At 68.8% G+C, this 25,199-nt stretch carries 23 protein-coding genes; 13 read left to right on the forward strand and 10 right to left on the reverse strand.

The genetic code is table 11. The features are described 5' to 3' along the window. The first annotated feature begins 121 nt into the window (after positions 1-121). The gene (locus IBX18_RS11695) at positions 122-811 is read left to right on the forward strand and encodes a hypothetical protein (RefSeq protein ID WP_194833784.1); all 690 of its coding nucleotides are present in this window, start codon (positions 122-124) and stop codon (positions 809-811) included. A gap of 25 nt (positions 812-836) precedes the next feature. Here the strand turns inward: IBX18_RS11695 and radA are convergent, their stop codons facing one another. Both radA and IBX18_RS11705 read right to left on the reverse strand, forming a co-directional pair. Further along, positions 837-2,249, reverse strand: a complete 1,413-nt coding sequence (gene radA / locus IBX18_RS11700) for a DNA repair protein RadA (protein WP_194833785.1) — start codon at positions 2,247-2,249, stop codon at positions 837-839. 122 nt (positions 2,250-2,371) lie between these two features. Next, entirely contained in the window at positions 2,372-3,079 is a 708-nt protein-coding gene (locus IBX18_RS11705; RefSeq protein ID WP_306796235.1) for a hypothetical protein, read from the reverse strand. Positions 3,080-3,440: 361 nt separating this feature from the next. Between IBX18_RS11705 and carD the strand changes: the two genes are divergently transcribed. The 6 genes from carD to IBX18_RS11735 all read left to right on the forward strand — a co-directional run bounded on the left by carD (position 3,441) and on the right by IBX18_RS11735 (position 7,977). Next, positions 3,441-3,929, forward strand: coding sequence for an RNA polymerase-binding transcription factor CarD (gene carD / locus IBX18_RS11710; protein WP_011206964.1), 489 nt, complete (start codon positions 3,441-3,443; stop codon positions 3,927-3,929). 2 nt (positions 3,930-3,931) lie between these two features. Continuing rightward, positions 3,932-4,657: a 2-C-methyl-D-erythritol 4-phosphate cytidylyltransferase gene (ispD, locus tag IBX18_RS11715; protein ID WP_194833786.1), complete on the forward strand. Its 726-nt coding sequence runs from the start codon at positions 3,932-3,934 to the stop codon at positions 4,655-4,657. Between the two features lie 2 nt (positions 4,658-4,659). Next, entirely contained in the window at positions 4,660-5,127 is a 468-nt protein-coding gene (gene ispF, locus IBX18_RS11720) for a 2-C-methyl-D-erythritol 2,4-cyclodiphosphate synthase (protein ID WP_194834310.1), read from the forward strand. Positions 5,128-5,192: 65 nt separating this feature from the next. After that, a complete protein-coding gene (gene cysS / locus IBX18_RS11725; RefSeq protein ID WP_194833787.1) occupies positions 5,193-6,623 on the forward strand; it encodes a cysteine--tRNA ligase in 1,431 nt (476 codons plus the stop codon). Then, complete coding sequence (gene rlmB / locus IBX18_RS11730) at positions 6,623-7,603, forward strand: 23S rRNA (guanosine(2251)-2'-O)-methyltransferase RlmB (RefSeq protein ID WP_194833788.1); 981 nt, start codon at positions 6,623-6,625, stop codon at positions 7,601-7,603. The genes cysS and rlmB overlap by 1 nt, the downstream gene beginning before the upstream one ends. A 95-nt stretch (positions 7,604-7,698) precedes the next feature. Beyond that, a complete protein-coding gene (locus tag IBX18_RS11735) occupies positions 7,699-7,977 on the forward strand; it encodes a DUF4190 domain-containing protein (RefSeq protein WP_194833789.1) in 279 nt (92 codons plus the stop codon). On the opposite strand, the gene IBX18_RS11740 is transcribed toward IBX18_RS11735, so the two are convergent. The 7 genes from IBX18_RS11740 to kstR all read right to left on the reverse strand — a co-directional run bounded on the left by IBX18_RS11740 (position 7,974) and on the right by kstR (position 16,860). Next, positions 7,974-8,783, reverse strand: coding sequence for an enoyl-CoA hydratase/isomerase family protein (locus IBX18_RS11740; RefSeq protein ID WP_194833790.1), 810 nt, complete (start codon positions 8,781-8,783; stop codon positions 7,974-7,976). The two genes, IBX18_RS11735 and IBX18_RS11740, sit on opposite strands and share 4 nt — an antisense overlap. 55 nt (positions 8,784-8,838) lie before the next feature. Beyond that, positions 8,839-10,011, reverse strand: coding sequence for an acyl-CoA dehydrogenase family protein (locus tag IBX18_RS11745; protein WP_194833791.1), 1,173 nt, complete (start codon positions 10,009-10,011; stop codon positions 8,839-8,841). A gap of 307 nt (positions 10,012-10,318) precedes the next feature. Next, complete coding sequence (locus tag IBX18_RS11750; RefSeq protein WP_147142813.1) at positions 10,319-11,155, reverse strand: metal ABC transporter permease; 837 nt, start codon at positions 11,153-11,155, stop codon at positions 10,319-10,321. Between the two features lie 29 nt (positions 11,156-11,184). After that, positions 11,185-12,099 (reverse strand): metal ABC transporter ATP-binding protein, encoded by a 915-nt coding sequence (locus IBX18_RS11755; protein WP_228540985.1) that lies wholly within the window; start codon positions 12,097-12,099, stop codon positions 11,185-11,187. A 29-nt stretch (positions 12,100-12,128) separates the two neighbouring features. Further along, entirely contained in the window at positions 12,129-13,013 is an 885-nt protein-coding gene (locus IBX18_RS11760) for a metal ABC transporter solute-binding protein, Zn/Mn family (protein WP_194833792.1), read from the reverse strand. A 175-nt stretch (positions 13,014-13,188) separates the two neighbouring features. Next, on the reverse strand, positions 13,189-15,759 hold the full coding sequence (gene otsB, locus IBX18_RS11765) for a trehalose-phosphatase (RefSeq protein WP_194833793.1): 2,571 nt from the start codon (positions 15,757-15,759) through the stop codon (positions 13,189-13,191). A gap of 375 nt (positions 15,760-16,134) precedes the next feature. Next, positions 16,135-16,860 carry a cholesterol catabolism transcriptional regulator KstR gene (gene kstR, locus IBX18_RS11770; RefSeq protein ID WP_147142792.1) on the reverse strand — a complete coding sequence of 242 codons (726 nt, stop codon included), beginning with the start codon at positions 16,858-16,860 and terminating at the stop codon, positions 16,135-16,137. 140 nt (positions 16,861-17,000) lie between these two features. On the opposite strand from kstR, the gene IBX18_RS11775 reads away from it, so the two are divergent. The 6 genes from IBX18_RS11775 to IBX18_RS11800 all read left to right on the forward strand — a co-directional run bounded on the left by IBX18_RS11775 (position 17,001) and on the right by IBX18_RS11800 (position 24,042). Then, positions 17,001-19,154 (forward strand): acyl-CoA dehydrogenase, encoded by a 2,154-nt coding sequence (locus tag IBX18_RS11775; RefSeq protein ID WP_194833794.1) that lies wholly within the window; start codon positions 17,001-17,003, stop codon positions 19,152-19,154. A gap of 67 nt (positions 19,155-19,221) precedes the next feature. After that, positions 19,222-20,286: an acyl-CoA dehydrogenase family protein gene (locus tag IBX18_RS11780; protein WP_194833795.1), complete on the forward strand. Its 1,065-nt coding sequence runs from the start codon at positions 19,222-19,224 to the stop codon at positions 20,284-20,286. Beyond that, positions 20,271-21,431, forward strand: coding sequence for an acyl-CoA dehydrogenase family protein (locus IBX18_RS11785; RefSeq protein WP_194833796.1), 1,161 nt, complete (start codon positions 20,271-20,273; stop codon positions 21,429-21,431). Before IBX18_RS11780 ends, IBX18_RS11785 begins: the two co-directional genes overlap by 16 nt. A 46-nt stretch (positions 21,432-21,477) precedes the next feature. Next, complete coding sequence (locus tag IBX18_RS11790; RefSeq protein ID WP_194834311.1) at positions 21,478-22,404, forward strand: bifunctional MaoC family dehydratase N-terminal/OB-fold nucleic acid binding domain-containing protein; 927 nt, start codon at positions 21,478-21,480, stop codon at positions 22,402-22,404. Continuing rightward, positions 22,401-22,820 carry a MaoC family dehydratase gene (locus IBX18_RS11795; RefSeq protein WP_194833797.1) on the forward strand — a complete coding sequence of 140 codons (420 nt, stop codon included), beginning with the start codon at positions 22,401-22,403 and terminating at the stop codon, positions 22,818-22,820. The genes IBX18_RS11790 and IBX18_RS11795 overlap by 4 nt, the downstream gene beginning before the upstream one ends. Before the next feature lie 49 nt (positions 22,821-22,869). Then, positions 22,870-24,042 (forward strand): lipid-transfer protein, encoded by a 1,173-nt coding sequence (locus IBX18_RS11800; protein ID WP_194833798.1) that lies wholly within the window; start codon positions 22,870-22,872, stop codon positions 24,040-24,042. A 9-nt stretch (positions 24,043-24,051) separates the two neighbouring features. On the opposite strand, the gene IBX18_RS11805 is transcribed toward IBX18_RS11800, so the two are convergent. After that, positions 24,052-25,173, reverse strand: coding sequence for an agmatine/peptidylarginine deiminase (locus IBX18_RS11805; protein ID WP_228540874.1), 1,122 nt, complete (start codon positions 25,171-25,173; stop codon positions 24,052-24,054). Positions 25,174-25,199: the final 26 nt, after the last annotated feature.

Here is a 25,199-nt window from a genome sequence, read left to right on the forward strand (position 1 = left end):
CCGGGGTCGCCGGAGTTTCCCCTGCGTGCGGGCCGGAATTTACTCGCCACGATCACCTATTCCGGACCGACACGCCGCAGGCATGAGTCGCTGCGCCCGATGGTGCCCTTACCGTTGAGGCGTGCTGGAACCGAATGGACCGCTGCCACCGGAGATCTATTGGCGTCGTCGCGCATTGGCGATCGGCGCCTTGGTCGTCGCGCTGGCGCTGGTCATCTGGCTGGTACTGACGGTCTCCGGCGGCGGCGACTCGCCCGGTGACTCGAAGCCCGTCGTGGCAAGCTCGTCGTCCAGCACGGCGAGCAAGCCCGCCGATGCCTCGACGACGAAGGCCGCGGAGCCGAGCGAATCCGGCACGCCCGCACCGTCGAGTGCCGCCTCGTCGGCGTCGAACGAGCCTGCCGCGGGGACGGGGCAGTGCCCCGATCAGTCGCTGGCCATCAAGATCAGCGTGGATCAGCCGACCTACCGGGTCGGCGAGCAGCCGAACTTCCGGATCGTCATCACCAACATCTCCAGCGTGCAGTGCCAGCGGGACATGAACCTGGCGCAGATCCAGGCGTCGGTGCTGTCGCTGGACGGCCAGCGCCGGTTCTGGACGAGTTCGGACTGTTCGCCGGTGGACGAGTCGAACGCGCGCAACCTGAAACCCGGTGAGCAGGCGCTGTTCACGGTGCGCTGGTCGGGCACCACGTCGCAGCAGGGCTGCGTCGGCGAGCGGGTGCCGGTGCCCGCGGGCGCCTATCAGGTCATCGCGCAATTCGGTTCGTTGCATAGTTCGCCGGAGCCGTTCAACCTGACCACCACCTGAGCCGCCGCGAATTAGGTTGGCCCCGTTAGAAATCGGGTGCCACCTCGGTCGCCTCCTTCGCCGCGCGCCGCTTGCGGGTGCCGGTGATGCGGATGGCCGCGCGCACGTCGGCGACCTCGTGGATCTTCATGCCGCCGCGCTTGAGCGGGGCATAGCCCGGCGGCACCAGCGCGGTGGTGAAGCCGAGCCGCTCGGCCTCGGCCAGCCTGCGTTCCAGCCCGGTCACCTTGCGTACCTCGCCGGCCAGCCCGACCTCGCCCAGGATCACCCAGCCCGCCGGAATCGCCACCTCCGAATTGGCGCTGGCGATGGCGAGCGTGATGGCCAGGTCGGCGGCGGGCTCCAGCAGGCGCATGCCGCCGACCGTCGCGGCGTACACATCGGACTTGCCGATGAACACCTTGCCCCGGCTCTGCAGCACGGCGAGCACCATGGCGACCCGGTTGTAGTCGAGGCCGCTGACCGCGCGGCGCGGATTCGGGATCTCGGTCTCCACCGTCAGGCCCTGCACCTCGGCGACCAGCGGCCGCTTGCCGTCCATCGCCACGGTGACCGCGGTGCCCGGCACCGAATCGGTGCGGTGGTGCAGGAACAGCCCGGACGGGTCGTCGACACAGGCGATGCCGTCCTCGTGCAGTTCGAAACAGCCGACCTCGTCGGCGCTGCCGAAGCGGTTCTTGATGCCGCGCACCATGCGCAGCGTGGAGTTCTTGTCGCCCTCGAACTGCAGCACCACGTCGACGAGGTGTTCCAGCGTGCGCGGGCCCGCGACATTGCCGTCCTTGGTGACATGGCCCACCAGTAGCACGGCGATCCCGGTCGCCTTGGCCAGCGAGGTCAGCGCGGCGGTGACCGCGCGCACCTGCGTGACGCCGCCGATCACGCCGTCCACCTCGGGCGCGAGCATGGTCTGCACCGAGTCGACCACCAGCAGCGTCGGCCGCACCTGTTCGACATGCCCGAGCACGATCGACAGATCGGACTCCGCGGCCAGATACACCCGCTCGTGCACCGCGCCGGTCCGGTCGGCCCGCAGCCGCACCTGGCCCGCCGACTCCTCGGCGGTGACGTAGAGCGCCTTCGCGTCGTTCTGTCTGGCCCAGCGGTGCGCGACCTCGAGCAGCAGCGTCGACTTACCGACGCCGGGCTCGCCGGACAGCAGCACCACCGAGCCGGGCACGACGCCGCCGCCGAGCACCCGGTCGAGCTCGCTGACCCCCGTCGACCGCGCCTGGGTGATCTTGGAGTCGATGGTGGAGATCGGGGCGGCGGCGGTGCTCGGCAGCATCGCGCGCCGGGCGGGGGAGCCTGCCCCCGTCGCCGCGACGGCGACCTCGTCGACGGTGCCCCACGCCCCGCAGTCGGGGCACTTACCCACCCACTTGGCGACCTCGTGCGTGCAGGCGGAGCACCGGAAGATCGACTTGGTCTTTGCCACACGCGCACCTTACGTACCGCGTCCGACAACAAGGCCGCCGCCGGGACCGCGCGTGGCGGCATAAACGAACGGCTGCCGCATCCGAGGGATGTGGCAGCCGTCTCGTAAAGGGGGCTATACGGTCAGTGCCCGCCGCCCTTGTGCTCGACCTCGGCCGGGCCGGAGAGGTCCGACTCGTGCCGCTCGGTGTGCGTGCCCGCGTCGACCGGCACCTGGACCTGCACGGTGCCGTTCTGCTTGAAGTTGAACGCCACGTTGTAGGTGAGGCCCGGGGTGATGTCCCTGGTCAGCCCGGTGATCTCGATCAGGATCGGCTGGGCCGCCGGATCGTCGGTGGCCACGGGGGCGGTGGCGTGGTCGTCGCCGTGCGCGTCCGGCGTGCCGGGCTTGGCCGAGGTCGGCGCCGCGCTGTGCGATTCGCCCGCCTGCGTCGCGGGCTTGACCGGCTTGGTGGCCGCGACCACGGTCTGCTGCGGGGCCAGCTCGACCTTCGACTTGCCGGTGGCCGGGGTGATCTTCACCGTGCCGAGGTCGGAGGTGAGGCTGGTCAGCTCGTCGGGCACGGACGGGCTGTTGTTGATGATCGACAGCGCGATGACCGCCTTGCCGCCCTTGGTGTTGGTGTACTCGGTGCCACCGGCGGGATAGACGATGTGCACGTTGCGCAGCGCGATCTTGCCGACGTCGGCGTTGTTGCCGTTGATCGCGGCCACCTGGTCGGCGGTCTGCGAGATCTGGCCCGAGCTACAGCCGGTCAGCGCGATCGCCGCGCCTGCGGCGAGTGCGGCAACCGGCACCATGCGACGTCGCACCTTTTTCAGGGCGGTCACAGCTTTCAGGGCAGTCACGGGTTGTCCCTCCATGTCGACCGGGCTCACTCCGCAAGGGAGAGTAATAACTAGGGAGCGTAGTAGTTCCCGCTGCGGACCGGGAGCCGGGGCTCGCGACGCGCGGGTCGTTGATAACAGATCGGTCGAGCGCCGCCGGGATCGCGGACGCACTGCCAGCTCAGGTGGGGGGCCGGGACGGGGACAGTGCGGGGAGTTAACCTGTTCTGGCACAACGTAATGCACACCATGCGGGTTCTGTCAAGCCCCACGGCTGCCTCGTTGTGGCCCTGACCTGCACAGTTGATCGCGCCGTTACCGAGTCGCATGTTAAACTGTGAACATCGAAAGGGGCACGGGACACATGATTTTTAAGGTCGGAGACACCGTCGTTTACCCCCACCACGGAGCGGCGCTGATCGAAGCTATCGAGACTCGCACCATCAAGGGTGAGCAAAAAGAGTATCTGGTCCTGAAGGTCGCCCAGGGCGATCTGACTGTTCGGGTTCCCGCTGAGAACGCCGAATACGTCGGCGTACGTGACGTCGTCGGCCAGGAGGGTCTCGATCGAGTCTTCCAGGTCCTGCGCGCGCCGCACACGGAGGAGCCGACCAACTGGTCCCGCCGTTACAAGGCCAACCTGGAGAAGCTCGCCTCCGGCGATGTGAACAAGGTGGCTGAGGTCGTCCGCGACCTGTGGCGTCGTGAGCAGGATCGCGGCCTGTCCGCCGGTGAGAAGCGGATGCTCGCCAAGGCCCGTCAGATCCTCGTCGGTGAGCTCGCGCTCGCCGAAGGCACCGATGACGGCAAGGCCGAGACGCTGCTGGACGAGGTCCTCGCCGCGGCTTCCTGACCGTGAACAAACTCGACAACGGTGCTCGTCTCACCGACGGAACCGTCGTTGCTTTGGTGCCTGCCGCCGGTCGTGGCGTGCGTCTGGGTGAAGCCACACCCAAGGCGTTCGTTCCGGTCGGCGGCAGCGCTATGGTCCGGCTCGCCGTCGAAGGCTTGATCGCCTCCGGCGCGGTCGACCGGATCATCGTTATGGTTCCCGCCGAATTCGTCGAGAGCGCCGTTGCCCTGCTGCCGCCCTCGGATTCGGTACACGTGGTCGTCGGCGGCGCCGAACGCATCGACTCGGTGCGGGCAGGCCTCGCCGCCGCACCCGAGGCCGCCTACTACCTCGTGCACGATGCCGCGCGCGCCCTGACGCCACCCGAGCTCATCGCCCGGGTCGCCGCCGAGCTGCGCGCCGGACATCTCGCCGTGGTCCCCGCGCTGCCGGTCACCGACACCATCAAGTCCGTCGATGCGGCGGGCGCCGTCACCGGCACCCCGGACCGCGCGCAACTGCGCGCCATCCAGACTCCGCAGGGCTTCGCCGCCGAACTGCTGCGCTCGGCCTACCTGTCCGAGGGCGTCCAGGCCACCGACGATGCCGGGCTGGTCGAACTGCTCGGCACCCAGGTGCACACCATTCCGGGCGACCCCCTGGCTTTCAAGATCACCACCCCGCTCGACCTGGTGCTCGCGCACGCGGTGCTCGACGGCGCCGACGCCCGGCGGGCGGTGGCCCGATGACGATGCGAGTCGGTATCGGCAGCGATGTGCACCCCATCGAGGTAGGCCGCCCCTGCTGGATGGCGGGCCTGCTGTTCGACGGTGACGACGGCTGCGCCGGACACTCCGACGGCGACGTCGCCGCGCACGCGCTCTGCGACGCGCTGCTGTCGGCGGCCGGACTCGGCGACGTCGGCGCGGTGTTCGGCACCGGCCGCCCGGAATGGGCGGGCGTCTCCGGCGCCGCCATGCTGAAGGAAGTGCGCAGGCTGCTCGACGAGGCCGGTTTCGAGATCGTCAACGCGGCGGTCCAGGTGATCGGCAATCGACCCAAGATCGGACCGCGCCGCGGCGAAGCCCAGCAGGTGCTCGGCGAACTGCTCGACGCGCCGGTCTCGGTCTCCGGCACCACCACCGACGGCCTCGGCCTGACCGGCCGCGGCGAGGGCATTGCCGCGATAGCAACCGCCCTGCTACAAGCCTGTCGCTGACCCAGCTCCGACGGACCTGAACCGGGTCCGGATACAGGCCTATCTACCAGCTAGGATCGAACGCCGTGACATTGCGCCTCTTTGACACCGACACGCGGACCATGCGCGACTTCGCGCCCTTGGTCCCCGGCCGCGCGTCGGTGTACCTGTGTGGCGCCACCGTGCAGGGCGCGCCACACATCGGCCATGTGCGCAGCGGCGTCGCCTTCGACGTGCTGCGCCGCTGGCTGCTCGCGCACGACTACGACGTGTGGTTCATCCGCAATGTCACCGACATCGAAGACAAGATTTTGATCAAGGCCGCCGAGGCGGGCAGGCCGTGGTGGGAGTGGGCGGCCACCTTCGAGCGCGCCTTCGACAACGCCTACGAGACCCTCGGCGTGCTGCCGCCGTCGATCCAACCGCGGGCCACCGGCCACATCACCCAGATGATCGAGATGATGCAGCGGTTGATCGACCGCGGGCACGCGTACCCGTCGGAGGGCAACGTCTATTTCGACGTGCTGAGCTACCCCGAGTACGGCAGCCTGTCCGGGCATCGGCTCGAGGACGTGGCCCAGGGCGAGAGCGCGGGCGAAGGCAAGCGCGACCCGCGCGACTTCACCCTGTGGAAGGCCGCCAAGCCGGGCGAACCCACCTGGCCGTCGCCGTGGGGACCCGGCAGGCCGGGCTGGCACCTGGAATGCTCCGCGATGGCCGAATTCTACCTCGGTCCCGAATTCGACATCCATTGCGGCGGTATGGATCTGGTGTTCCCGCACCACGAGAACGAGATCGCCCAATCCAAGTGCGCCGGTGACGGTTTCGCTAGCTACTGGCTGCACAACGGCTGGGTGACCATGGGCGGCGAGAAGATGTCCAAGTCGCTCGGCAACGTGCTCTCGGTGCCCAACGTTCTCAAACACGTTCGCGCCGTGGAACTTCGGTTCTACCTCGGCAGCGCACACTACCGCTCGAAGCTGGAGTACTCGGACAAGGCACTGCACGACGCCGCCCAGTCCTATCAACGCATCGAGGCGTTCGTGCACCGCACCGTGGACCGCGCGGGCGAGGTGCCGGTCGGCAAGTGGACCGACGCGTTCGCCGCGGCCATCGACGACGACCTCGCCGTGCCGAAGGCGCTGGCCGAGATCCATCACGTCGTGCACGAGGGCAACAAGGCGCTCGAAGCGGGCGCGATCGACAGTGCACGGGACCTGGCCGGACAGGTCCGCGCCATGCTCGGTATCCTCGGTGTCGACCCGCTGGATCCGCACTGGTTCACCCCACGCGACTCGTCGGCGGCACTGGGCGCGCTCGACGTGCTGGTGCGCGCCGAGCTCGACCGCCGTCAACAGGCGCGAGCAGACAAGGATTGGGCGAGCGCCGACGCCGCCCGCGATCGATTGCAGGCAGCCGGAATCGAGGTCACCGACACGCAAAATGGGCCGGAATGGGCCCTTGGCGCTGCGCCGCACACGGGGCCGGACGCGTCACAATCTGGAAAGGCCGGGTAATGGCAGGCAATTCGCAGCGTCGTGGTGCGATCCGCAAGGGCGGCACCAAGAAGGGTGCCGTCGTCGGCTCCGGCGGTAAGCGCAGGCGCGGGCTCGAAGGCCGCGGCGCGACCCCGCCTGCCGAGGCGCGCACCAAGCATCCCGCGGCCAAGCGGGCCGCTGCTGCTGCCAAGGCCGCGGCCAAGGCCGGCGGTGGTCCTCGGGGCAGCGCGGGTCGTGCGGCCGGCCGCAAGGACGACGACAGCCCGGAGATGGTGCTCGGTCGCAACCCGGTGGTCGAGTGCCTGCGTGCGGGTGTGCCCGCCTCGGCCCTGTACGTGGCCCTGGGCGCCGAGAACGACGAACGGCTGTCCGAGAGCGTGAAGATGGCCGCCGACGCGGGCATCTCCATTCTCGAGGTGCCACGTGGTGACCTGGATCGGTTGAGCGCCAACGGTTTGCATCAGGGTGTGGCCCTGCAGGTGCCGCCGTACCGCTACGCCCACCCGGACGACCTGCTCGCCGAGGTCCGCAATACGCCGGAGCCCGCCCTGCTGGTGGCGCTGGACAACATCACCGATCCGCGCAATCTCGGTGCCGTGATCCGCTCGGTGGCCGCCTTCGGTGGCCACGGCGTGCTGATCCCGCAGCGCCGCAGCGCCAGTGTCAGCGCGGTCGCCTGGCGCACCAGCGCCGGTGCCGCCGCCAGGCTGCCCGTCGCGCGGGCCACGAATCTGACTCGCACGCTGAAGGATTGGGCCTCGCAGGGCTTTCAGATCGTCGGCCTCGACGCCGGCGGCGACACCACCCTCGACGACTTCGACGGCCGTGAGCCCACCGTCATCGTGGTCGGCTCGGAGGGCAAGGGCCTGTCCCGCCTGGTGCGCGAGAACTGCGACTCGATCCTCGGCATCCCGATGGCGGGCCCGGTCGAATCCCTCAACGCCTCGGTCGCCGCGGGCGTCGTCCTCGCCGAGATCGCCCGGCAGCGCCGGGTCTGATTCGATCGGTCGCGTCCTGGACGTCGGCCGGTCGACGCGAAGTCGGGCCACGGCATTGGGCGGCAAATGGACTCCACCCCCGTAGAATTCGGCGTGTGGTCATACCCAATCAGCCCATCGGGAGTCCGGTCGAGCACCCGAACGCTACGGCGGTGCTGTGGCTCGGCGTCGCGAGTGTGCTCTGCTGCGGCGTGCTCGGGCCGGTGGCATGGGCGATGGGCAAGCGCGCGCTGGATCAGATCGAGGAATCCCACGGCGCCTACGGTGGCCGCGTTCAGGTGGTGGTCGGTTACATCCTCGGCATCATCGGCACCGCCTTCATGATCATCTTCGCGCTGCTCTATCTGATGATCCTGCTCGGCGGCAACGCTTAATCGAGGCTCGGTCGTTCCTGGTCACCCTTGTCGTCCCAGGCCGGCCATTCCTCGCTGACGCTGCCGGTCCACTGGGGTTGCCTGCGTTCCTTGAACGCCGCCATCGCCTCGCCGCCGTCGATGCTCTTGCCGACGTGCTCGTTCAGGTCGGACTCCAACTGGCCGACCATGGTCGGGCTCATGCCGAGTCCCTCCCACAGCAGGCGCTTGGACATCGCCACCGGCAGCGGCGCGGACCCGTTGGCGATGTCGTGCGCGACGGCCAGTGCCATCGGCAGCACCTCGCCGCCGGCCAGGCAGCCGTTGGCCAGGCCCATCGCCTTGGCCTCGTCACCGTCGAAGGTGCGGCCGGTGAGCATGATGTCGGCGGCGTTGGCCATGCCGACCAGCCGCGGCAGCGTCCAGTGCGAGTAGCCGTCGGCGAGCACGCCGCGCCGAATCTGATTGAGTCCGTAGACCGCGTCGCGCGCCATGTACCGCAGGTCGCACTGCAGTGCGAGGGCGAGCCCGATGCCCACCGCGTGCCCGTTCACCGCGGCGATCACCGGCTTGCGCACCCGCCACGGCGCGGGCTCGATGGTGGCGCTGACATCGCCGACCCGGCTCGATAGATCCGCGCCCGCGCAGAACGCGGGCGGTGTGCCGGTGATGACGACGGCCCGGATGGCGTCTTCCGCATCGCAGCGACGCAGTGCGGCACCCAGTTCGGCGGCCATCGTCGGGGTGAAGGCGTTCTGCTGAGCGGGCCGATTGAGCGTGAGCACGGCGATGCCCGCGGAGACATCGACGTGCAGTTCCGAACTCATGCCAGCGATGTTAGTCGAGCCTGGCCCGCGCCGACCCGGCCCCGAAAAACCTCACTCAGCCACGCAGTACTTTGCGGCCGATGGCGTACTTGTGCACCTCGGTCGGGCCGTCGTACAGGCGGAAGGCGCGGATGTCGCGGAAGATCATCTCGACCACCGTCTCGTCGCTGATGCCGATGCCGCCGAGCACCTGCACGCACCGGTCGGCCACCTTGAACAGCTCCTCGGAGACGTAGGACTTCGCGATCGAGCTCTCGTGCCGCGCCTTCTCGCCCTGATCCATCAGCCAGCAGGCGTGCCAGATGGTGAGCCTGCACTGGTGCAGCGCGATCTCGTTGTCCGCCAACATGAACGACACACCCTCGTGCTCGCCGATCGGCTTGCCGAACGCGGTGCGGGTGCGTGCGTGCTGCACGGCGATGCTCTGCGCGCGCTCGGCCGCACCGAGCCAGCGCATGCAGTGGGTGAGCCGGGCCGGGGCCAGTCGCAGCTGGGCGTAGCGCAACGCTTGGCCGGCGTCGCCGAGCAGCGCGGACTGCGGCAGGGTGAGGTTGTCGAAGCGGACAACGCCGTGTCCGGCAACGTAATTGCGGTCCATCGTGTTCATGGTGCGTTCGATGACGATGCCCGGCTGATCGCCGTCGGTGAGGAACAGCGTCGGCCCAGCGGGCAGGTGCGGGTTCTCCGCCAGGCGGGCCATGATGATCCACGTCTTGGCGCCGTTGGCCCCGGTGATCAGCCACTTGCGGCCGTTGACGGTGAAGTTCTCGCCGTCGAAGGTGGCGGTGGTGGCCAGCTGTGCCGGGTCCGAGCCCGCGCCGTCGGGTTCGGTCATGGCGAACACCGAGCGGTGCTGCCCGGCGATCATCGGCGCGAGGTGGCGCTCGACCTGTTCCGGGTTCGCCACCTTGGACAGCAGGAACATATTGCCCTCGTCGGGCGCCGCGCAGTTCATCGCGATCGGCCCGAGGGTGGACCAGCCCGCCGCCTCGTAGATCACCGCCTGCTCCAGGTGTGAGAGCCCGCGCCCGCCGAGCGCTTCCGGCGCCTGCACGGTAAGCAGCTTCTCCTCGCGCGCCAGCTCCACCAGTTCCTGTCGCAGCTCATCGGTCGGCCCGTGCGCGGTGAGCCGGGGATCCCGCTCGAACGGCACGATCTTGTCGATGACGAACCGGCGCACTCGATCGCGTTCGGCGGCGAGCTCGGCGGGTATCGAGAAGTCGATCATCGTTGGTCACCAATCGTTCGGGGGTGCGTGCGTCGAGCATACGAAACCCTGGTCGAGCGACTGAAGGCACCCGCCCTCAATGGAACGGCAGTTACTCACCCGGGTCAGTTACCCGAACGTTAGGCACCCCGAAACACAGACGCGTAGACATCTGCGGCCATGTTCAACCTGTCCATGCGCCTCCCGCCGAGATCCGCACCGACTCTCTGGACCTGCACTCTTCAGGGGACCTCCGAGGCAGTGCGGATCCCGAGAGCTGGAGCGAGGCTTGTTTACGAACCGGGCGGAGGCTGTTCGGAGCGCATGCTCAGCGGGCGCGGGCGGCCTGCCGACGCCGGGTACCTACCACCCGGCAGACGAGGTACAGCAGGAACGAGATGGTGGTGACGAACGTCGACACCGGAACGCCGGGTGCCAGCGACAGCAGAATCCCGCCTACCGCGGCGATCTCGGCGAAGACCACGGCGAGCACGGTGGCCCGCACCGGATCCGCGGTCAGCTGCGCGGCCGCCGCGGCGGGCGTGATCAACAGGGCGAGCACGAGCAGCGCGCCGACGATCTGCACGCCGAAGGCGGCCGTGATGCCGAGCAGCACCGCGAACACGATCGAGAGGGCGCGCACCGGAACACCGCGCGCCACCGCCACTTCCGGGTCCGAGCTCGCGAACAGCAACGGCCGGTAAACGATCGCGAGCACGGCCAGCACGCCGACGGTGCAGGCGGCGAGCAGGGTGATGCCTCCGTTGCCCACGCTGACGACCTGCCCGGTCAGCAGCGAGAACTTCGATCCCGCCCGGTCCGGCCCGAGCCACAGGAACAGCACGGACAAACCGAGCCCGAACGACAGCACCACCGCGATCACCGAATCACGTTCGCGGGCACGCGTTCCCAGCAGGCCGAACAACACCGCCGCGACCACCGACCCGGCGATGGCGCCGACGCCGACCCCGATGCCGGCGAGCAGCGCCGCGGCCGCACCGGTGAGCGACAGCTCGCTGGTGCCGTGCACGGCGAACGACATCTGCCTGCTGATGATCAGCGGCCCGATCACCCCGGACAGCAGCCCGAGCAGCGCGGCGGCGAGCACAGCCTGCTGCACGAAGTCGTAGGAGAGCAGGTTCGCGGTGGTACTGAAGTCGAACATCTTGCCGAGCACGCCGGACAGTTTGTCGATCACGAGCGGACCTCACGCGAATCCCGTTCGGCGCCGACGATTTCCGGCGCGTCGGTGCGGAAGCCGTCGGCACCGTGGCAGTGCGCCCCCGCCGTGCCGAGCGCATCCATCGTGTCGCCGGTCCCGACGACCACCAGCCGGCCGCGCACCCGCAGCACGTCGACCTCGGTCTGGTACAGCTCCGACAGCACGGCCGAGGTCATCACCTCGTCCGGTGTGCCGATCCGGAACTTGCCGTCCACCAAATACAGCACCCGATCCACCAGCGGCAGAATCGGATTGATCTCGTGCGTCACGAAAAGCACTGCGGTGTCGTGGGTTCGCCTGCGCTGGTCGATCAGATCCGCCACCAGTCGCTGGTTGGCCAGATCCAGGCTGAGCAGCGGCTCGTCACAGAGCAGCACCTTCGGATCGCCGACCAGCGCCTGCGCCACCCGGAGTCGCTGCTGTTCACCGCCGGACAAGGTCTCCAGCGGCGCGTCCGCGAACCGCTGTGCGCCGACATCGGCGATGGCGGCCGCGACCTTGCGCTTGCGCTCGGCCCGCGCCCGGAGCCCGAGCCCCCAGCGGTGGCCGTCGTAGCCGAGGCCGACGAGGTCGACGCCGCGCAGCTGCACCCCGGCGTCGATCGTCTTCTGTTGCGGCACATAGCCGATGTCCGGGTTGCCGGTGCGGGCAGGCGCGCCCGCGATCTCGGCGGTGCCCGCGCTGAGCCCGAGCTGGCCGAGCAGCACCTTCAGCAGCGAGGTCTTGCCGGATCCGTTGGGCCCGAGGACCGCGACGAACTCACCGGGCACCACGTCGAGCGCCAGGTCCTGCCAAAGTGTGCGGTCGCCGAAGGACAACCGGGCCCCGTCGAGCCGGACCGCCGAGGCGTCGTTCGACAGTGCCCGCCGCTGGGTGTGCTCGGTCAGCGTGGCCCCCTTGGTTGCTGCCGCACCGCTCAACTCAATGCCGCGGTGAGGGCCTGGGCGTTCTTGGTCTGCCATTGCAGGTAATCGGTGCCTGCGGGCAGGGTTTCGGTCACCTCGACGATCGGCAGCCCGTTCGACTGCGCGACCGAGCGCAGCTCCTTGGTGATCTTGTCCTGCGTCTGCACGTTGTAGACCAGCGCGCGAACCTGCTTGCCGGTCAACAGCTCCCGGGTCGCGGCGACCGCGGCGGGGGCGGGATCGGTCTCCTGCTCGATCGCCTCCTGGAACTCGTGCGGCGTCCGATCCGTCACGCCGGCGGCGAGCAGCAGGTAGTGCGCGAGCGGTTCGGTCTGCAGCACCGGCGTCTGCGGGTGCTCGGCGGCGAACTTGGTCGCGATCGAGGTGATCGCGGCCAGGCCGCTCTTGAAGGTGGCGGCGCGCTCAGTGAAGGCGCTCGCGGCACCGGGGGCCAGCTCGCCGAGGCTGCCGGCGATCTGGTCGGCGACCACCGCGACCGTGTTCAGGTCGTAGAAGACGTGCTCGTTCTCGTCGGCCTTGTTCGGCCGCGATTCGAACGCGTCGACGGTGCGCTTGTCCCGACCGGCCACGGCCTTCTCGGCGAACTCGTCGTAGCCGCCGCCGTTGTAGACGACCAGGTCGGCGTCGCGCAGCTTGGCGGACTCGACGGCGGAGGTCTCGTGCGAGTGCGGGTCGGCGGCGGGGTCGGTGATGATCGACTCGACCGAGGCGTCCGGTCCGGCGATGGTGGCGGCGATATTGCCCCAGACGTCGGTGGAGGCGACGACGGTCGGCTTACCCGAATCCTTCGCGTCGCTGCCGCAGGCGGTGAGCCCGAGCGCGGCGGTTACCCCTACAGCGGCGACGGCGAACCGTCTGGCGAGGCTTGTCTGCATGTGGGGTACTCCTGTGACGCTCAACAGCTGGTGACGCACTCGAGCGGTGACACGACGCAGCTTAATGGAAATGGTTTCTGTTTCACTTTAGCAACCGCGCGCCGGCGACACGAGCCGGACCCGCCGACACGTCGATCGTCGGCGGGCCCGGTCCGGGAAAACGGGTGGAAGAGGCTCAGACGAGCGCCTCCACCGGCTGGCCGAGCAGCTGGGCGCAGCGCAGCAGGCCGAGGTGGCTGTAGGCCTGCGGGTGGTTGCCGAGCGAGCGCTCGGCAACCGGGTCGTACTCCTCGCTGAGCAGACCGGTCGGCCCGGCCACGTCGACCAGCTGAGCGAACAGCGCCTCCGCGTCCGAACGCTTGCCGATCAGCAGGTACGCCTCGACCAGCCAGGCCGCGCAGAGGTGGAAGCCACCCTCGCCACCGGGCAGGCCGTCGTCGTGGTGGTACCGGTAGACCGTTGAGCCACTGCGCAATTCGGCCTCGGTCGCGACGACGGTCGCGGCGAAGCGCGGATCGGACGGATCGATCAGCCCGCTCAACCCGATGTGCAGGGTCGCCGCGTCCAGGTCGGTGCCGTCGTAGGCCGCGGTGAACGACTGGACCTCGTCGTTCCAGCCCTTGGACTTCACCTCGTCGGCGATGGTGTCGCGCAGCACCGTCCAGGCCGGGTCGACCTCGCGGGCGAACTTCTGCGCCAGCGTGAGCGCCCGGTCGACGGTCAGCCAGCCCATCACCTTCGAGTACACGTGGTGGCGCGGGTTGCCGCGGATCTCCCAGATGCCGTGGTCGGGTTCCTGCCAGCGCCGCTGCACCGCGGAGACCATGGCGCGCACCAGTTCCCAGTCCGCGTCCGGCAGGGCCTGGGCCGGATCGGTGATGCCCTGCACCTCTCGCGCGTGCGACAGGCTCGCGATGAGATCGACGATCGGGCCGAACACGTCCAGCTGCACCTGCATGTTGGCCGCGTTGCCGACCCGGACCGGGCGCGAACCCGCGTAGCCGGGCAGCTGGTCGATCACGGCTTCCGGCGGCAGCGTCTCGCCGTACAGCGTGTACAGCGGGTGCAGGCGCTCGGGGCCGGGCAGCGTCTCCAGCACCCGGTGCACCCAGCCGAGGAAGTCCTCGGCCTCACCGAGCGAGCCGAGCGACACCAGCGCCTGCGCGGTGAGCGACGCGTCGCGCAACCAGCAGTACCGGTAATCCCAGTTACGCACGCCGCCGATGTCTTCCGGCAGCGACGTGGTGGCCGCGGCCAGGATGGAACCGGACGGCGCGTGCACCAAACCGCGCAGGGTCAGCGCCGAGCGCTTCATCAGATCCGGCTTCAGCGACGGCAGCTGCAACGAACCGGCCCACTGCGACCAGTAGCTCTCCGCCGCCCGCCGCCGCTCCAGCTCGTCGGTCTCGGCCGGCGTGAGATCGGAGGTGCCGCAACGCATTTCCAGCACGATCGGACCCTTCGACGGGTCCACCACGGCGCGCGCCGAATCGTGCGTGCCGTCGCTGAGGATCTCCCAGGTCAAGCCGGGGGAGCGCAGCACCATCGGATCGTTGGTGCCCATCACCCGCAGGCCGTTCTCCGAGGCCTCGATGCTCACCGGCACCTGGCCGAATTCCGGGCGCGGTGCGAAGGTCACCACGGCCTTGGCGTCACCGGTGATCACCCGGGTCAGGTCGGTGCGGGTGGCGGCCACATCGTGGGGCAGGTAGTCCACCACTTGCAGCTTGGCCCAACGGGTTTCGACCGTCATGGTGCTGTCGATGTAGCGCTGCGAGAGCGGCAGGCCTGGTCGCTCCGGCTCGATGGTGAAGTGCCCGGCCTGCGGTCCGCCGAGCAGATGCGCGAACACCGCGGCCGAATCCGGTTCCGGATGACAGAACCAGGTGACCGTCGCGTCGGGTGTCAGCAGCGCCACCGAGCGCGGGCTGGCCAGCATGGTCAGCCGCTCGATCCGGGGCGCGCTCGCGCCCGCCAGCCAGGTGCGCCGCTCTTCGAGCAGGTACGCCAGCGCGCAGGACACGTCCTCGGTGCTGTCGACCCGATGCTTGGCCTGGCTCTCGCCGTCGCCCACCTTGATGCCGAGGTCCGGGCCGGACAGCACGCGGAAGGCCTTCTCGTCGGTCACGTCGTCGCCGAAGAACACCGCGGCCGAGGCGGCGGCCTGATGCCGGATGGTGTCGAGCGCGGTGCCCTTGTCGGTCTGCACCACGGCCAGTTCGATGACGGCCTTGCCCTCGGTCACCTGCACGCCGAACCAGCACGCCGGACCCTGCCGGACCTGCATCAAGGCCCGGTGCCCGATCTCCGGGCTGGCGTTGCGCACGTGCAGCGCGACGCTGGCCGGTTTGATCTCGACGGTGACACCCGGGTTCTCCGCGGCGACCTGGGTCAGCGCGGTCTGCACCTCCTGGAGCAGTTGTTTGGCGTCGTTGTCGATGGCGTGCACGAAGCCGACGTCGAATTCCGAGCCGTGGCTACCGATCAGTTGCACCTCGACCGGAAGTCTCGACAACGCGGCGAGGTCTCGCAGCGCGCGGCCGGAGATGACCGCGGCGGTAGTGCCGGTCAGCCCGGCGAGCGCGCGTAATGCGCTCACCGATTCCCGGTGCGGAAAGGCCTTCGCCGGGTCGGACACGATGGGCGCAAGCGTCCCGTCATAGTCCGATGCGACCAACAGTCTTGGCACTCGCGCGACCGTCGACAGTGCACGACGAAGTTCCAGTGGCAGATCCTGTGCGCTCACGCATCCAACCTAGTGATCGGAGGAGTTTTTTCATGGGCGGGCAGAACAATACTGGGTTTAATTTGCCGCACCGACGCCCGCCGCTGTGCGTGCGCTGTATCCGATTTTCCGCGACTTCGACCCGGCATGGGTGCCGAGCGCTCGAACTCGGGTCCGAGCGGCCGGGAGAGGTCGGTTCGACGCGTGCGCTGCGATCATGCCGAAGCGCTACGGGTCCCCGGTGGTGCCCGCAAAACCCGCGCTACCCACCCCTGCCGAGCAGACCGGGCGGGCGCGATTTCGATGCGCCCGCCCGGTTCTCGGCGTGAATGTGATTTTCCGCACGAATGCGGCGCGCGGCCCCGATTTGCCGGGAATGCGCTGGCTGTCCGAGTGCTAGCTGCGGTCGCCGAGCAGTAGGTCGACGGTCAGCTCGAGGCGCTCGGTCACGTCGGTGGCGGAGGCGCGCCGGGTCAGCCAGGCGACCAGGTTCGACAGCCACACATCGCTTATCACCCTGGCGATGGCCAGCTGACGCTCGGTTGGTTCGCCGTCGTTCATGGCGCGGGCGAAGACCCGATCCATCACCTTGCCGACCCGATCGACCTCGGCGGCCGCGGACGCGTCGGCGAACATGAACGCGCGCGTCATCGCCTCGGTGAGCAACGGGTCGCGCTGCATCATCCGGGTGATCTGGGTGAGCAGCAGGTGCATGCGCTCCTGCGGCGACTGTCCGGCAAGCGGCTTGCGCTTGCCCTCGATCTGCTCGAATTCGCGGGACAGCGCCGACACCAAAAGGTGCACCTTCGAGGGGAAATACCGATATAGCGTCCCGACTGCGACATCGGCGCGTTCGGCTACGGCGCGCATCTGCACCGCGTCGTATCCGCCCTTCGAGGCCAGCGCCAGCGTCGCGTCCAGGATGCGCTTACGCCGTTCCCGCTGCGCGGCCGAACTCAGCTCGTCCTCGCTGAGTGTCGTGACCGTCGCGGTAGCCGGCGCTGTATTGGATTGGCGGCGCTCGCGGGCCGCTCCGTGGTCACGCTCCGCTACCGCCTCCGCGGCCGTCGCTCGTGCCGCCGCGTTCGAGTCGGCCGGCTGCGATCGGGAGGGACTGGCCATTGGTGAGAGTCCTTTCCGGAAACGTCGTTCGTGGATCTGGCCCGAGTATCGGCTCGGCGGTCGTCTCTTGACTTCCGCACAGCTAGGATATTAGAACATGTTCTAGGTGTGGGAGTCACGCCGGGAAGGCGGTACGGAGTGTGACCATCGCCACCACTGACGAGCATAAAGCCGTCCAGGAGTCGATGCGCGGATGGGCCGGTTCGGTGCGTCCAATTGCAACAATGCGAACCGATCCGAGCACCTTCTGGCGCGCATACTGGCCGGGCCTTGCCGATCTCGGCATTTTCCGGGTCGCCGTCGCCGAGGATTCCGGCGGCGCGGGCGGTTCGGTGGCCGATCTCGCCGTGCTGGTCGAGCAGGCCGCGCACGATCTGGTCGGCGGGCCCGTGCTGGCAACAGCATTGGCCAATTTGATCACCGCGGGGCGGCTCGACGAGCAGTTGCCGTGCGGGGTTGCGCTCGACTTCGTTGTCGGCGCGGAGGTCAGCGTACCCGCCGCAGCCGATGAACTGTTGCTCGCGGGTTCCTGGGATTCGGTGCTCGGCGCGGCGCCGGAAACCGCCGTTCTGCTGCCGATTTCCACGCCGGACGGGCAGCGCTGGGTGCTGTTGCCGCCGGACGCCGAAGGGCTTCGGGTAGAACCGCTTTCGCCGCTCGACCTGAGCACGCCGCTGGCCCGGGTGCACTGCGCCGACGTGCGGGTACCGGCCGATCAGATCTTCGTGTCACCGCACGCGGTGCAGGATCTGGTCGTGGTCCTCGCGGCCGCCGAACTGGCCGGCCTGGCCGGCTGGTGCCTGACGACCGCGGTCGAATACGCAAAGGTCCGTCAGCAATTCGGCCGCAGGATCGGCTCGTTCCAGGCCGTCAAGCACATCTGCGCCTGGATGCTCTGCCGGACCGAATTGATCCGGGCCGTCGCGGCCGACGCCGCGGCCGCGGTGGACGAGGGCGGCGCGGAGCTGCCCATCGCCGCCGCGATCGCCGCGGCCACCGCGCTGGACGCCGCGGTCGATACCGCGAAGGACTGCATCCAGGTGCTCGGCGGCATCGGCTTCACCTGGGAGCACGACGCGCATCTCTACCTGCGCCGGGCGGTGGCGTTGCGCCAGCTGCTCGGTGGGGCGGCGCACTGGCGGGCCAGGGTGACCGAGCTGACCCGCGCGGGTCAGCGGCGCACCACCGGCGCCGACCGGGTCTTCGCGGCCGAAGGTGTTGCGGCCGTGGACGGCGACAGCGCAGGCGAGTTGGCGGCGGAGGTGGCTCGGATCGCCGCGCTGCCCGCCGACCAGCAGCGCGGTGCCATGGTCGAGGCGGGTCTGGTCATGCCGCACTGGCCGCGCCCGTACGGTCGTGGCGCGGATCCGATGACGGGCCTGCTGATCTCGGAAGAACTGCGGCGGGCCGGGCTCGCCGCGCCTGATTTGGCGATCGGCGGCTGGGCCGTCCCCACGCTGTTGCAGCACGGCACCCAGGAGCAGATCGATCGCTTCGCCTGGGCGACGCTGCGCGGCGAGGTGGTCTGGTGTCAGCTGTTCAGCGAGCCGGAGGCCGGATCGGATCTGGCCGCGTTGCGCACCACCGCCAAGAAGGTGGACGGCGGCTGGGTACTGCGCGGGCAGAAGGTGTGGACGTCGCTCGGTGATCGGGCGAACTGGGGAATCTGCCTGGCCCGCACCGATCCCGACGCGCCGAAGCATCGCGGCATCAGCTACTTCCTCGTCGACATGAGCAGCGCGGGACTGCAGGTGCGTCCGCTGGTGCAGATCACCGGCGAGGCGCGGTTCAGCGAGGTGTTCCTCGATGACGTCTTCGTCCCGGACGACCACGTGGTCGGCGCGCTGAACAACGGCTGGAAGATCGCCCGTTCGACGCTGTCGACCGAGCGAGTGGCGATGGGCGGCAACGGGATCGGTCCGGTGCTCGAAGAGCTGATCGCTAAGTCGCCCGCCATCGGGCCGGGTGCGGAACTGGTGAACGACCGGCTTGGCGGATTCGTCGCCGAGGCGATCGGGGGCCTGCTGCTGGAGCAGCGCGCCGCCGTCAAGATGCTGGCGGGCGCCGACCCCGGCGCGCAGAGCAGCGTGCGCAAACTGGTCGGCGTGCGGCATCGCCAGGCGGTCGCGGAATTCGCCGCGGAGACGGCAGGTCCCGCCGGTGCGCAGGACTGCGAAGTGGTAAAAGAATTCCTGCTCACACGCTGTTTATCGATCGCAGGCGGCACCGAACAGATCCTGCTGACCGTGGCCGGTGAGCGAATTCTCGGATTACCCCGCGACACCGACAGCTAGCCCACCCGCCGCCCGACCACCGCCCCCCATCGAATCGCGGAGCGATACTGAATCGACTGGAGTAACTGTGGATTTCACCAGAGACGAAGGCCAGGACGCGGTGGCCGAGGTCGTCGTGAGTTTATTGGAGCGGGAACCGGCCCGTGATTACGCGTTGTGGCCGAGCCTGGTCGAGAGCGGACTGCTCTCGGTCGCACTGCCGGAGCGATTCGGCGGCGACGGTATGGGCCTGCCCGAGGTATCGGTGCTGCTGACCGAGCTGGCGATGGACGCGGTCGCGGTGCCCGCCCTGCCCACGCTCGGCTTCGGGCTGCTGCCGCTGTTGTCGATGCTGCCGGACAGTCTCGCTGAGCGGGTGTACCCGGAGGTGGCCAAGGGCGCGGTGCTCACCGCGGCGCTCAGCGAGCCGGCCGCCCCGTTCGCGGTCAAGCCGGAGACGGCCGCCGTCGTCGACGGCGACTCGGTGCGGGTCACCGGCCACAAGGTCGCCGTGCCGTACGGAGAAGAGGCCCGCTGGCTGCTGATCCCGACGAATTCCGGTATCGCGCTGATCGATTCGGACGCCAAGGGGCTGATCCGGGTGCCGTCGCCGGTCTCCGGCGGCATTCCCGAGTGCACCGTGCGGTTGGATCGAGTATTGATTCCGGCCGAGCAACTGCTGCCCGGCGGGCTCGCGGACCTGCACCGACTAGCCCTCGCGTCGATCGGCGCCGTCGCGGACGGACTGCTGAAGGGCGCACTCGTGCTCACCGCCGAACACCTGCGTACCCGGCGCCAGTTCGGCAGGCCGCTGGCCGAATTCCAGGCCGTCGCCCAGCAGATCGCCGACCTGTACGTTGTCTCGCGCACCCTGCACGTGGCCGCGGTCTCGGCGAATTGGGCGCTGGCGCAAGACGATTCCAGCCCGCAGCATCAGGCCCGGATCGACGACGATCTCGACGTGCTCGCCTACAGCGTGGCCGCCGACCTCCCCGCCGCCATGCAGAAGTGTCACCACCTGCACGGCGGTCTCGGCGTGGACATCACCCACCCGATGCACCGCTACTACTCACAGGCCAAGGACATCGCTCGCTGGCTCGGCGGCGCATCGTTCCGACTCGATCGATTGGGGGCCAGATGTTCATCGACCTGACCACCGAGCAACGCAAGCTGCGCGACGAATTACGTTCGTACTTCGCAAGTCTCGTGACGCCCGAAGAGGAAGCCGCGATGGCGGTGAACCGGCACGGCGACGCCTACCGCGACGTGGTGCGCCGGATGGGCCGCGACGGCTGGCTCGGCGTCGGCTGGCCCAAGCAGTACGGCGGGCAGGGATTCGGGCCCGTCGAACAGCAGATCTTCTTCAACGAGGCGGTGCGGGCGGATGTGCCGCTGCCGCTGGTCACCCTGCTGACGGTCGGCCCGACGCTGCAACAGTTCGGCACCGACGCGCAGAAGAAGAAGTTCCTCCCCGGAATCCTTTCCGGCGACATTCATTTCGCCATCGGCTACTCCGAACCCGAGGCAGGCACCGACCTCGCGTCGCTGCGTACCTCGGCCGTGCGGGACGACTCCGGTGACTGGGTCGTCAACGGGCAGAAGATCTTCACCACCGGCGCCCACGAGGCCGACTTCGTCTGGCTGGCCTGCCGCACCGGTTCGGTCGAGTCGCGGCATCGGGGTATCACCATCCTGATCGTGGACACCACCGATCCCGGCTACTCCTGGACGCCGATCATCACCTGCGACGGCGCGCATCACACCAACGCGACCTACTTCGACGACGTGCGGGTGCCGGCGGACATGCTGGTCGGCGAGGAGAACGCGGGCTGGCGGCTGATCACCACCCAGCTCAATCACGAGCGGGTCAGTCTCGGTCCGTCCGGCAAGATCGAGCAGCTCTACGACCGGGTGCGCGATTGGGCGCAGCCGCGCGGCGTGCTCGGCGAGACCGACGTGCGCCGTTCGCTCGGCCGCATCCACGCCATGGTCCGGTTGAACGAGCTGTTGAACTGGCAGGTGGCCGCCACCGTGGACGGCGACCAGGCCGGGGTGATCGCCGACGCGTCGGCCACCAAGGTGTTCTCCACCGAATCGCTGCAGGAGGCGGGCAGATTGGCGGAGGAGATCGTCGGCCGCTACGGCGATCCCGCCGAACCCGGCACCGCCGAACTGCTCACCTGGCTGGACCGGCGGACCAAGCAGAACCTGGTGGTGACCTTCGGCGGCGGCGTCAACGAGGTGATGCGCGAGCTGGTCGCCACGGCCGGGCTGAAGCTGCCGCGAGTACCCCGATAGCCCCCAGACATTGCTAGTCGAGAAGGAGCCGCGCGTGCCGGAAACCATGAGTCCGGAGGCGATCGTCGCCGAGGCCGAACAGATCAAGGCGGCCGGTGATTGCGCGCCCCGCTTCGGGCGGGATCCGGTGAACCAGCCGATGATCAACAACTGGGTCGAGGCGCTGGGCGACACCAATCCCATCTACGTCGACGAGGCGGCCGCCAAGGCGGCGGGGCATCCGGGCATCGTCGCCCCGCCCGCCATGGCCCAGGTGTGGACGATGTTCGGGCTCAACGGCTTCCGGCCGTCCGACGATCCGCTGGGCAAGGCCACCGAGCTGCTCGACGCGGCGGGGTACACCTCGGTCGTCGCCACCGACTGCCAGCAGACCTATCACCGTTATCTGAATGTCGGCGAGCAGGTGTCGGTGACCAGCCGGTTGTCCGAGATACGCGGTCCGAAGCGGACGGCGCTGGGGGACGGCTGGTTCGTCACCTTCCAGACCAGCTGGCACGTCGGCGACGAGTTGGTCGCCGAAATGCTGTTCCGATTGCTGAAATTCGCGCCCGGCACCGGTGCCGCGCCGAAAGCGCCTGCCGGAGAACGGGTCAAGCCGCTGGTCTCCTGGGATACCGAGTTCTTCTGGGAGGGCACCGAAGCGGGCGAGCTGCGCATCCAAAAGCTGCCCGACGGTTCACTGCGCCATCCGCCGATCCCGGCGCTGTGGAAGGACAAGTCGGAGCAGACCGACTACGTCGTCGCCTCGGGACGCGGCACCGTATTCAGCTATGTCGTGCACCACGCGCCGAAAGTGCCGGGGCGGCAACTGCCCTTCGTCGTCGCGCTGGTCGAATTGGAGGAAGGGGTGCGGATGCTCGGCGAACTACGCGGCATCGAACCCGCCGAGGTGCAGGTAGGTTTGCCCGTCCAGGTGGCGTTCGAGAAGCTCGCTGACGAAGCGACGCTGCCGTTCTGGCAGGTGACCGCATGACAGCGACTGTCGAGCCGACCTCCGTGCAGGTCGGTACCGTGCTGCCCGAGCTGGTGATCACCGCCGATCCGACCTTCGTGATCAGTACCGCCCTGGCCACCAGGGATTTTCAAGATGTGCATCACGACAGGGACAAGGCGGTGGCCCGCGGTTCCAAGGACATCTTCGTCAATATCCTCACCGACACCGGGCTGGTGCAGCGTTTCGTCACCGACTGGGCCGGGCCGCGCGCGGTGGTGAAGTCGATCGCGCTGCGCCTCGGGGTGCCGCTGTACGCCGGGGACACCCTGACATTGACCGGCACCGTGGCCGCCATCGACGGTGACGACATCCACATCGACGTGGTCGGCAAGGACAGCCTCGGCGACCACATCACGGCGAAAGCCATTATCGCCTACCGGAGTTCGCATGAGTGAGTCGGCCCACCCGTCACCCACCCGTCACCCCTCAGGGAATCGCTCCGCGATGCCGAGTATCTCGGGCCGCGCGGCCATCGTCGGCATCGGCGCGACCGACTTCTCCAAGGATTCCGGCCGCAGCGAACTGCGCCTGGCCGCCGAGGCAGTCACCGCGGCGCTGGCCGACGCCGGTCTGACGCCGGCCGACGTCGACGGCTTGACCACCTTCACCATGGACACCAACACCCAGGCCGCGGTGGCCCGGGCCGTCGGTATTCCGCAGCTGAAGTTCTTCAGCCACATCGGTTACGGCGGCGGCGCGGCCTGCGCCACCATCCAGCAGGCCGCCATGGCGGTGGCCACCGGCGTCGCCGATGTGGTGGTGGCCTACCGCGCCTTCAACGAGCGCTCGGTGTCCCGATTCGGCCAGTTCTCCACGGCTTTGGCGTCCGCGCCCACTTCGTCGGGGATCGATGCGGGCTGGTCCTACCCGCAGGGTCTGGGTACCCCGGCCGCGCAGGTCGCCATGGTGGCCAGACGCTACATGCACGTATATGGCGCCACCAGTGCGGATTTCGGCCGAGTCGCGGTGGCCGACCGCAAGCACGCCGCGGTGAACCCGGATGCTTTTTTCTACGGCAAGCCGATCACCCTGGAGGATCACCAGAATTCGCGGTGGATCGCCGAACCGCTGCACCTGCTCGACTGCTGCCAGGAGTCCGACGGCGGTGTCGCCATCGTGGTCACCAGTGTCGAACGGGCGCGTGACCTACCGCAGCGTCCGGCGGTGATCACCGCCGCCGCACAGGGTTCCGGCGCCGACCAGTACGTGATGACCAGCTACTACCGCGACGCGATGTCCGGCCTGCCGGAGATGGGCCTGGTCGGTGACCAGCTCTGGGCGCAGAGTGGTTTGCGGCCGGACGATATGCAGGCCGCCATCCTCTACGACCACTTCACCCCGTTCGTCCTCATGCAGCTGGAGGAGCTCGGTTTCTGTGGCCGCGGCGAGGCCAAGGACTTCATCGCCGACGGTGCCATCGAGGTCGGTGGCAGGCTCCCGCTGAACACCCACGGCGGGCAGCTCGGCGAGGCGTACATCCACGGCATGAATGGCATTGCCGAGGCGGTCCGTCAGATTCGCGGCACCTCGGTGAACCCGGTGGCCGATCTGGAGAACATCGTGGTCACGGCGGGTACCGGCGTACCGACCTCGGGCTTGGTGCTCAGCGCCAACTGAATCGGTGAGCTAATGCGGCGGTGTGCCCGGCTGGTCGTGCGTCGAGCAGTGGATGCCACCGCCGCCCGCGGCGATCTCATCGATCGGCACCGCGACCACATCGCGGCCGGGCAGGTGGTCGCGCAGGATGCCCTGCGCGCGGTCATCGGCCTGCCGGTCGCCGAATTCCGGCAGGATCACCGCGCCGTTGGCGATGTAGAAGTTCGCGTAGCTGGACACGAACTGGTCGCCGTAGCCGGTGATTCGATCGGGGTCGGGCTGCGGCAGGTCGACGACCTCCAGCTTGCGGCCGCGCGCGTCGGTGGCCTCAGCCAGCACCTGCCTGGCCTGCTCGCTCGATCGCGACCACGAGTCGGCGGGCGATCCGGGAAACGCGGTGTCCAGCAGTACGACTCCGGGCGCGACATAGCGGGCCAGGCAGTCGATGTGGGCATCGGTGATGTCCTCGCCGCGCACGCCCGCACACCAGATCACCTTCTCGATGCCGAGGGTCTGCTTTAGTTCGGTTTCGAGCTGGTCGCGGCTCTTGCCGGGATTGCGGTTGTCATTGACGATCGAACTCTCGGTGACCAGCAGGGTGCCCTCACCGTCGGTCTCCAGCGCGCCGCCCTCTGCGATGAAAGGGGCCTGGTATCGGGGAATCCCGTAGCGCGACAGTAGTTTCCGGCCTAGTGGACCATCATTGTCGTGCGGTTGCTTATTGCCCCAACCGCTGAAGTTCAGGTCGACGCCGACGACCCTGCCGTTCTGTTCCACGAAGACGGGGACGGTGTCGCGGGCCCAAAGGTCATCCACCGCAAGCGAAATCACCTCGACACCGCTGCCGCACGCCCGCTGCGCCGCGTCGCGCTGACTGTCCCGTGCGAGCAGCACCACCTGCTCGTACTCGGCGATCGCCTGGGCCAGCCCGGCGATGTCCTTGCGGACGTCGTCGAGGTACGGCCCCCAGACCGCCTCCTGCGCGGGCCACGCCAGGTAGGTGCGCGCATGGCTCTCCCACTCGGCGCCGAAACGGCCGCCGGGTCCCGCTTGCTCGGGGGTGCCAGGTGTGGACGGGTCGGCTGAGCCGCATGCCGAGACCCCCGCGGCGAGCAGGCCGGTGAGGACGCTGAAGGCGGATCGGCGGGACATGTGGGTCTCCATCACGGGCTCCGGGA

The sequence above is a fragment of the Nocardia sp. XZ_19_369 genome, from assembly GCF_015355715.1.
GTDB lineage: Bacteria > Actinomycetota > Actinomycetes > Mycobacteriales > Mycobacteriaceae > Nocardia.

What these genes read in the sequence shown, in the direction of transcription:
- carD (WP_011206964.1), top strand. Translation starts at nt 3,441, where the DNA reads ATGATTTTTAAGGTCGGAGACACCGTCGTTTACCCCCACCACGGAGCG.
- ispF (WP_194834310.1), top strand. Translation starts at nt 4,660, where the DNA reads ATGCGAGTCGGTATCGGCAGCGATGTGCACCCCATCGAGGTAGGCCGC.
- rlmB (WP_194833788.1), top strand. Translation starts at nt 6,623, where the DNA reads ATGGCAGGCAATTCGCAGCGTCGTGGTGCGATCCGCAAGGGCGGCACC.
- IBX18_RS11740 (WP_194833790.1), bottom strand. Translation starts at nt 8,783, where the DNA reads ATGAGTTCGGAACTGCACGTCGATGTCTCCGCGGGCATCGCCGTGCTC.
- IBX18_RS11745 (WP_194833791.1), bottom strand. Translation starts at nt 10,011, where the DNA reads ATGATCGACTTCTCGATACCCGCCGAGCTCGCCGCCGAACGCGATCGA.
- IBX18_RS11750 (WP_147142813.1), bottom strand. Translation starts at nt 11,155, where the DNA reads ATGTTCGACTTCAGTACCACCGCGAACCTGCTCTCCTACGACTTCGTG.
- IBX18_RS11760 (WP_194833792.1), bottom strand. Translation starts at nt 13,013, where the DNA reads ATGCAGACAAGCCTCGCCAGACGGTTCGCCGTCGCCGCTGTAGGGGTA.
- kstR (WP_147142792.1), bottom strand. Translation starts at nt 16,860, where the DNA reads ATGGCCAGTCCCTCCCGATCGCAGCCGGCCGACTCGAACGCGGCGGCA.
- IBX18_RS11785 (WP_194833796.1), top strand. Translation starts at nt 20,271, where the DNA reads ATGTTCATCGACCTGACCACCGAGCAACGCAAGCTGCGCGACGAATTA.
- IBX18_RS11790 (WP_194834311.1), top strand. Translation starts at nt 21,478, where the DNA reads ATGAGTCCGGAGGCGATCGTCGCCGAGGCCGAACAGATCAAGGCGGCC.
- IBX18_RS11795 (WP_194833797.1), top strand. Translation starts at nt 22,401, where the DNA reads ATGACAGCGACTGTCGAGCCGACCTCCGTGCAGGTCGGTACCGTGCTG.
- IBX18_RS11800 (WP_194833798.1), top strand. Translation starts at nt 22,870, where the DNA reads ATGCCGAGTATCTCGGGCCGCGCGGCCATCGTCGGCATCGGCGCGACC.
- IBX18_RS11805 (WP_228540874.1), bottom strand. Translation starts at nt 25,173, where the DNA reads ATGTCCCGCCGATCCGCCTTCAGCGTCCTCACCGGCCTGCTCGCCGCG.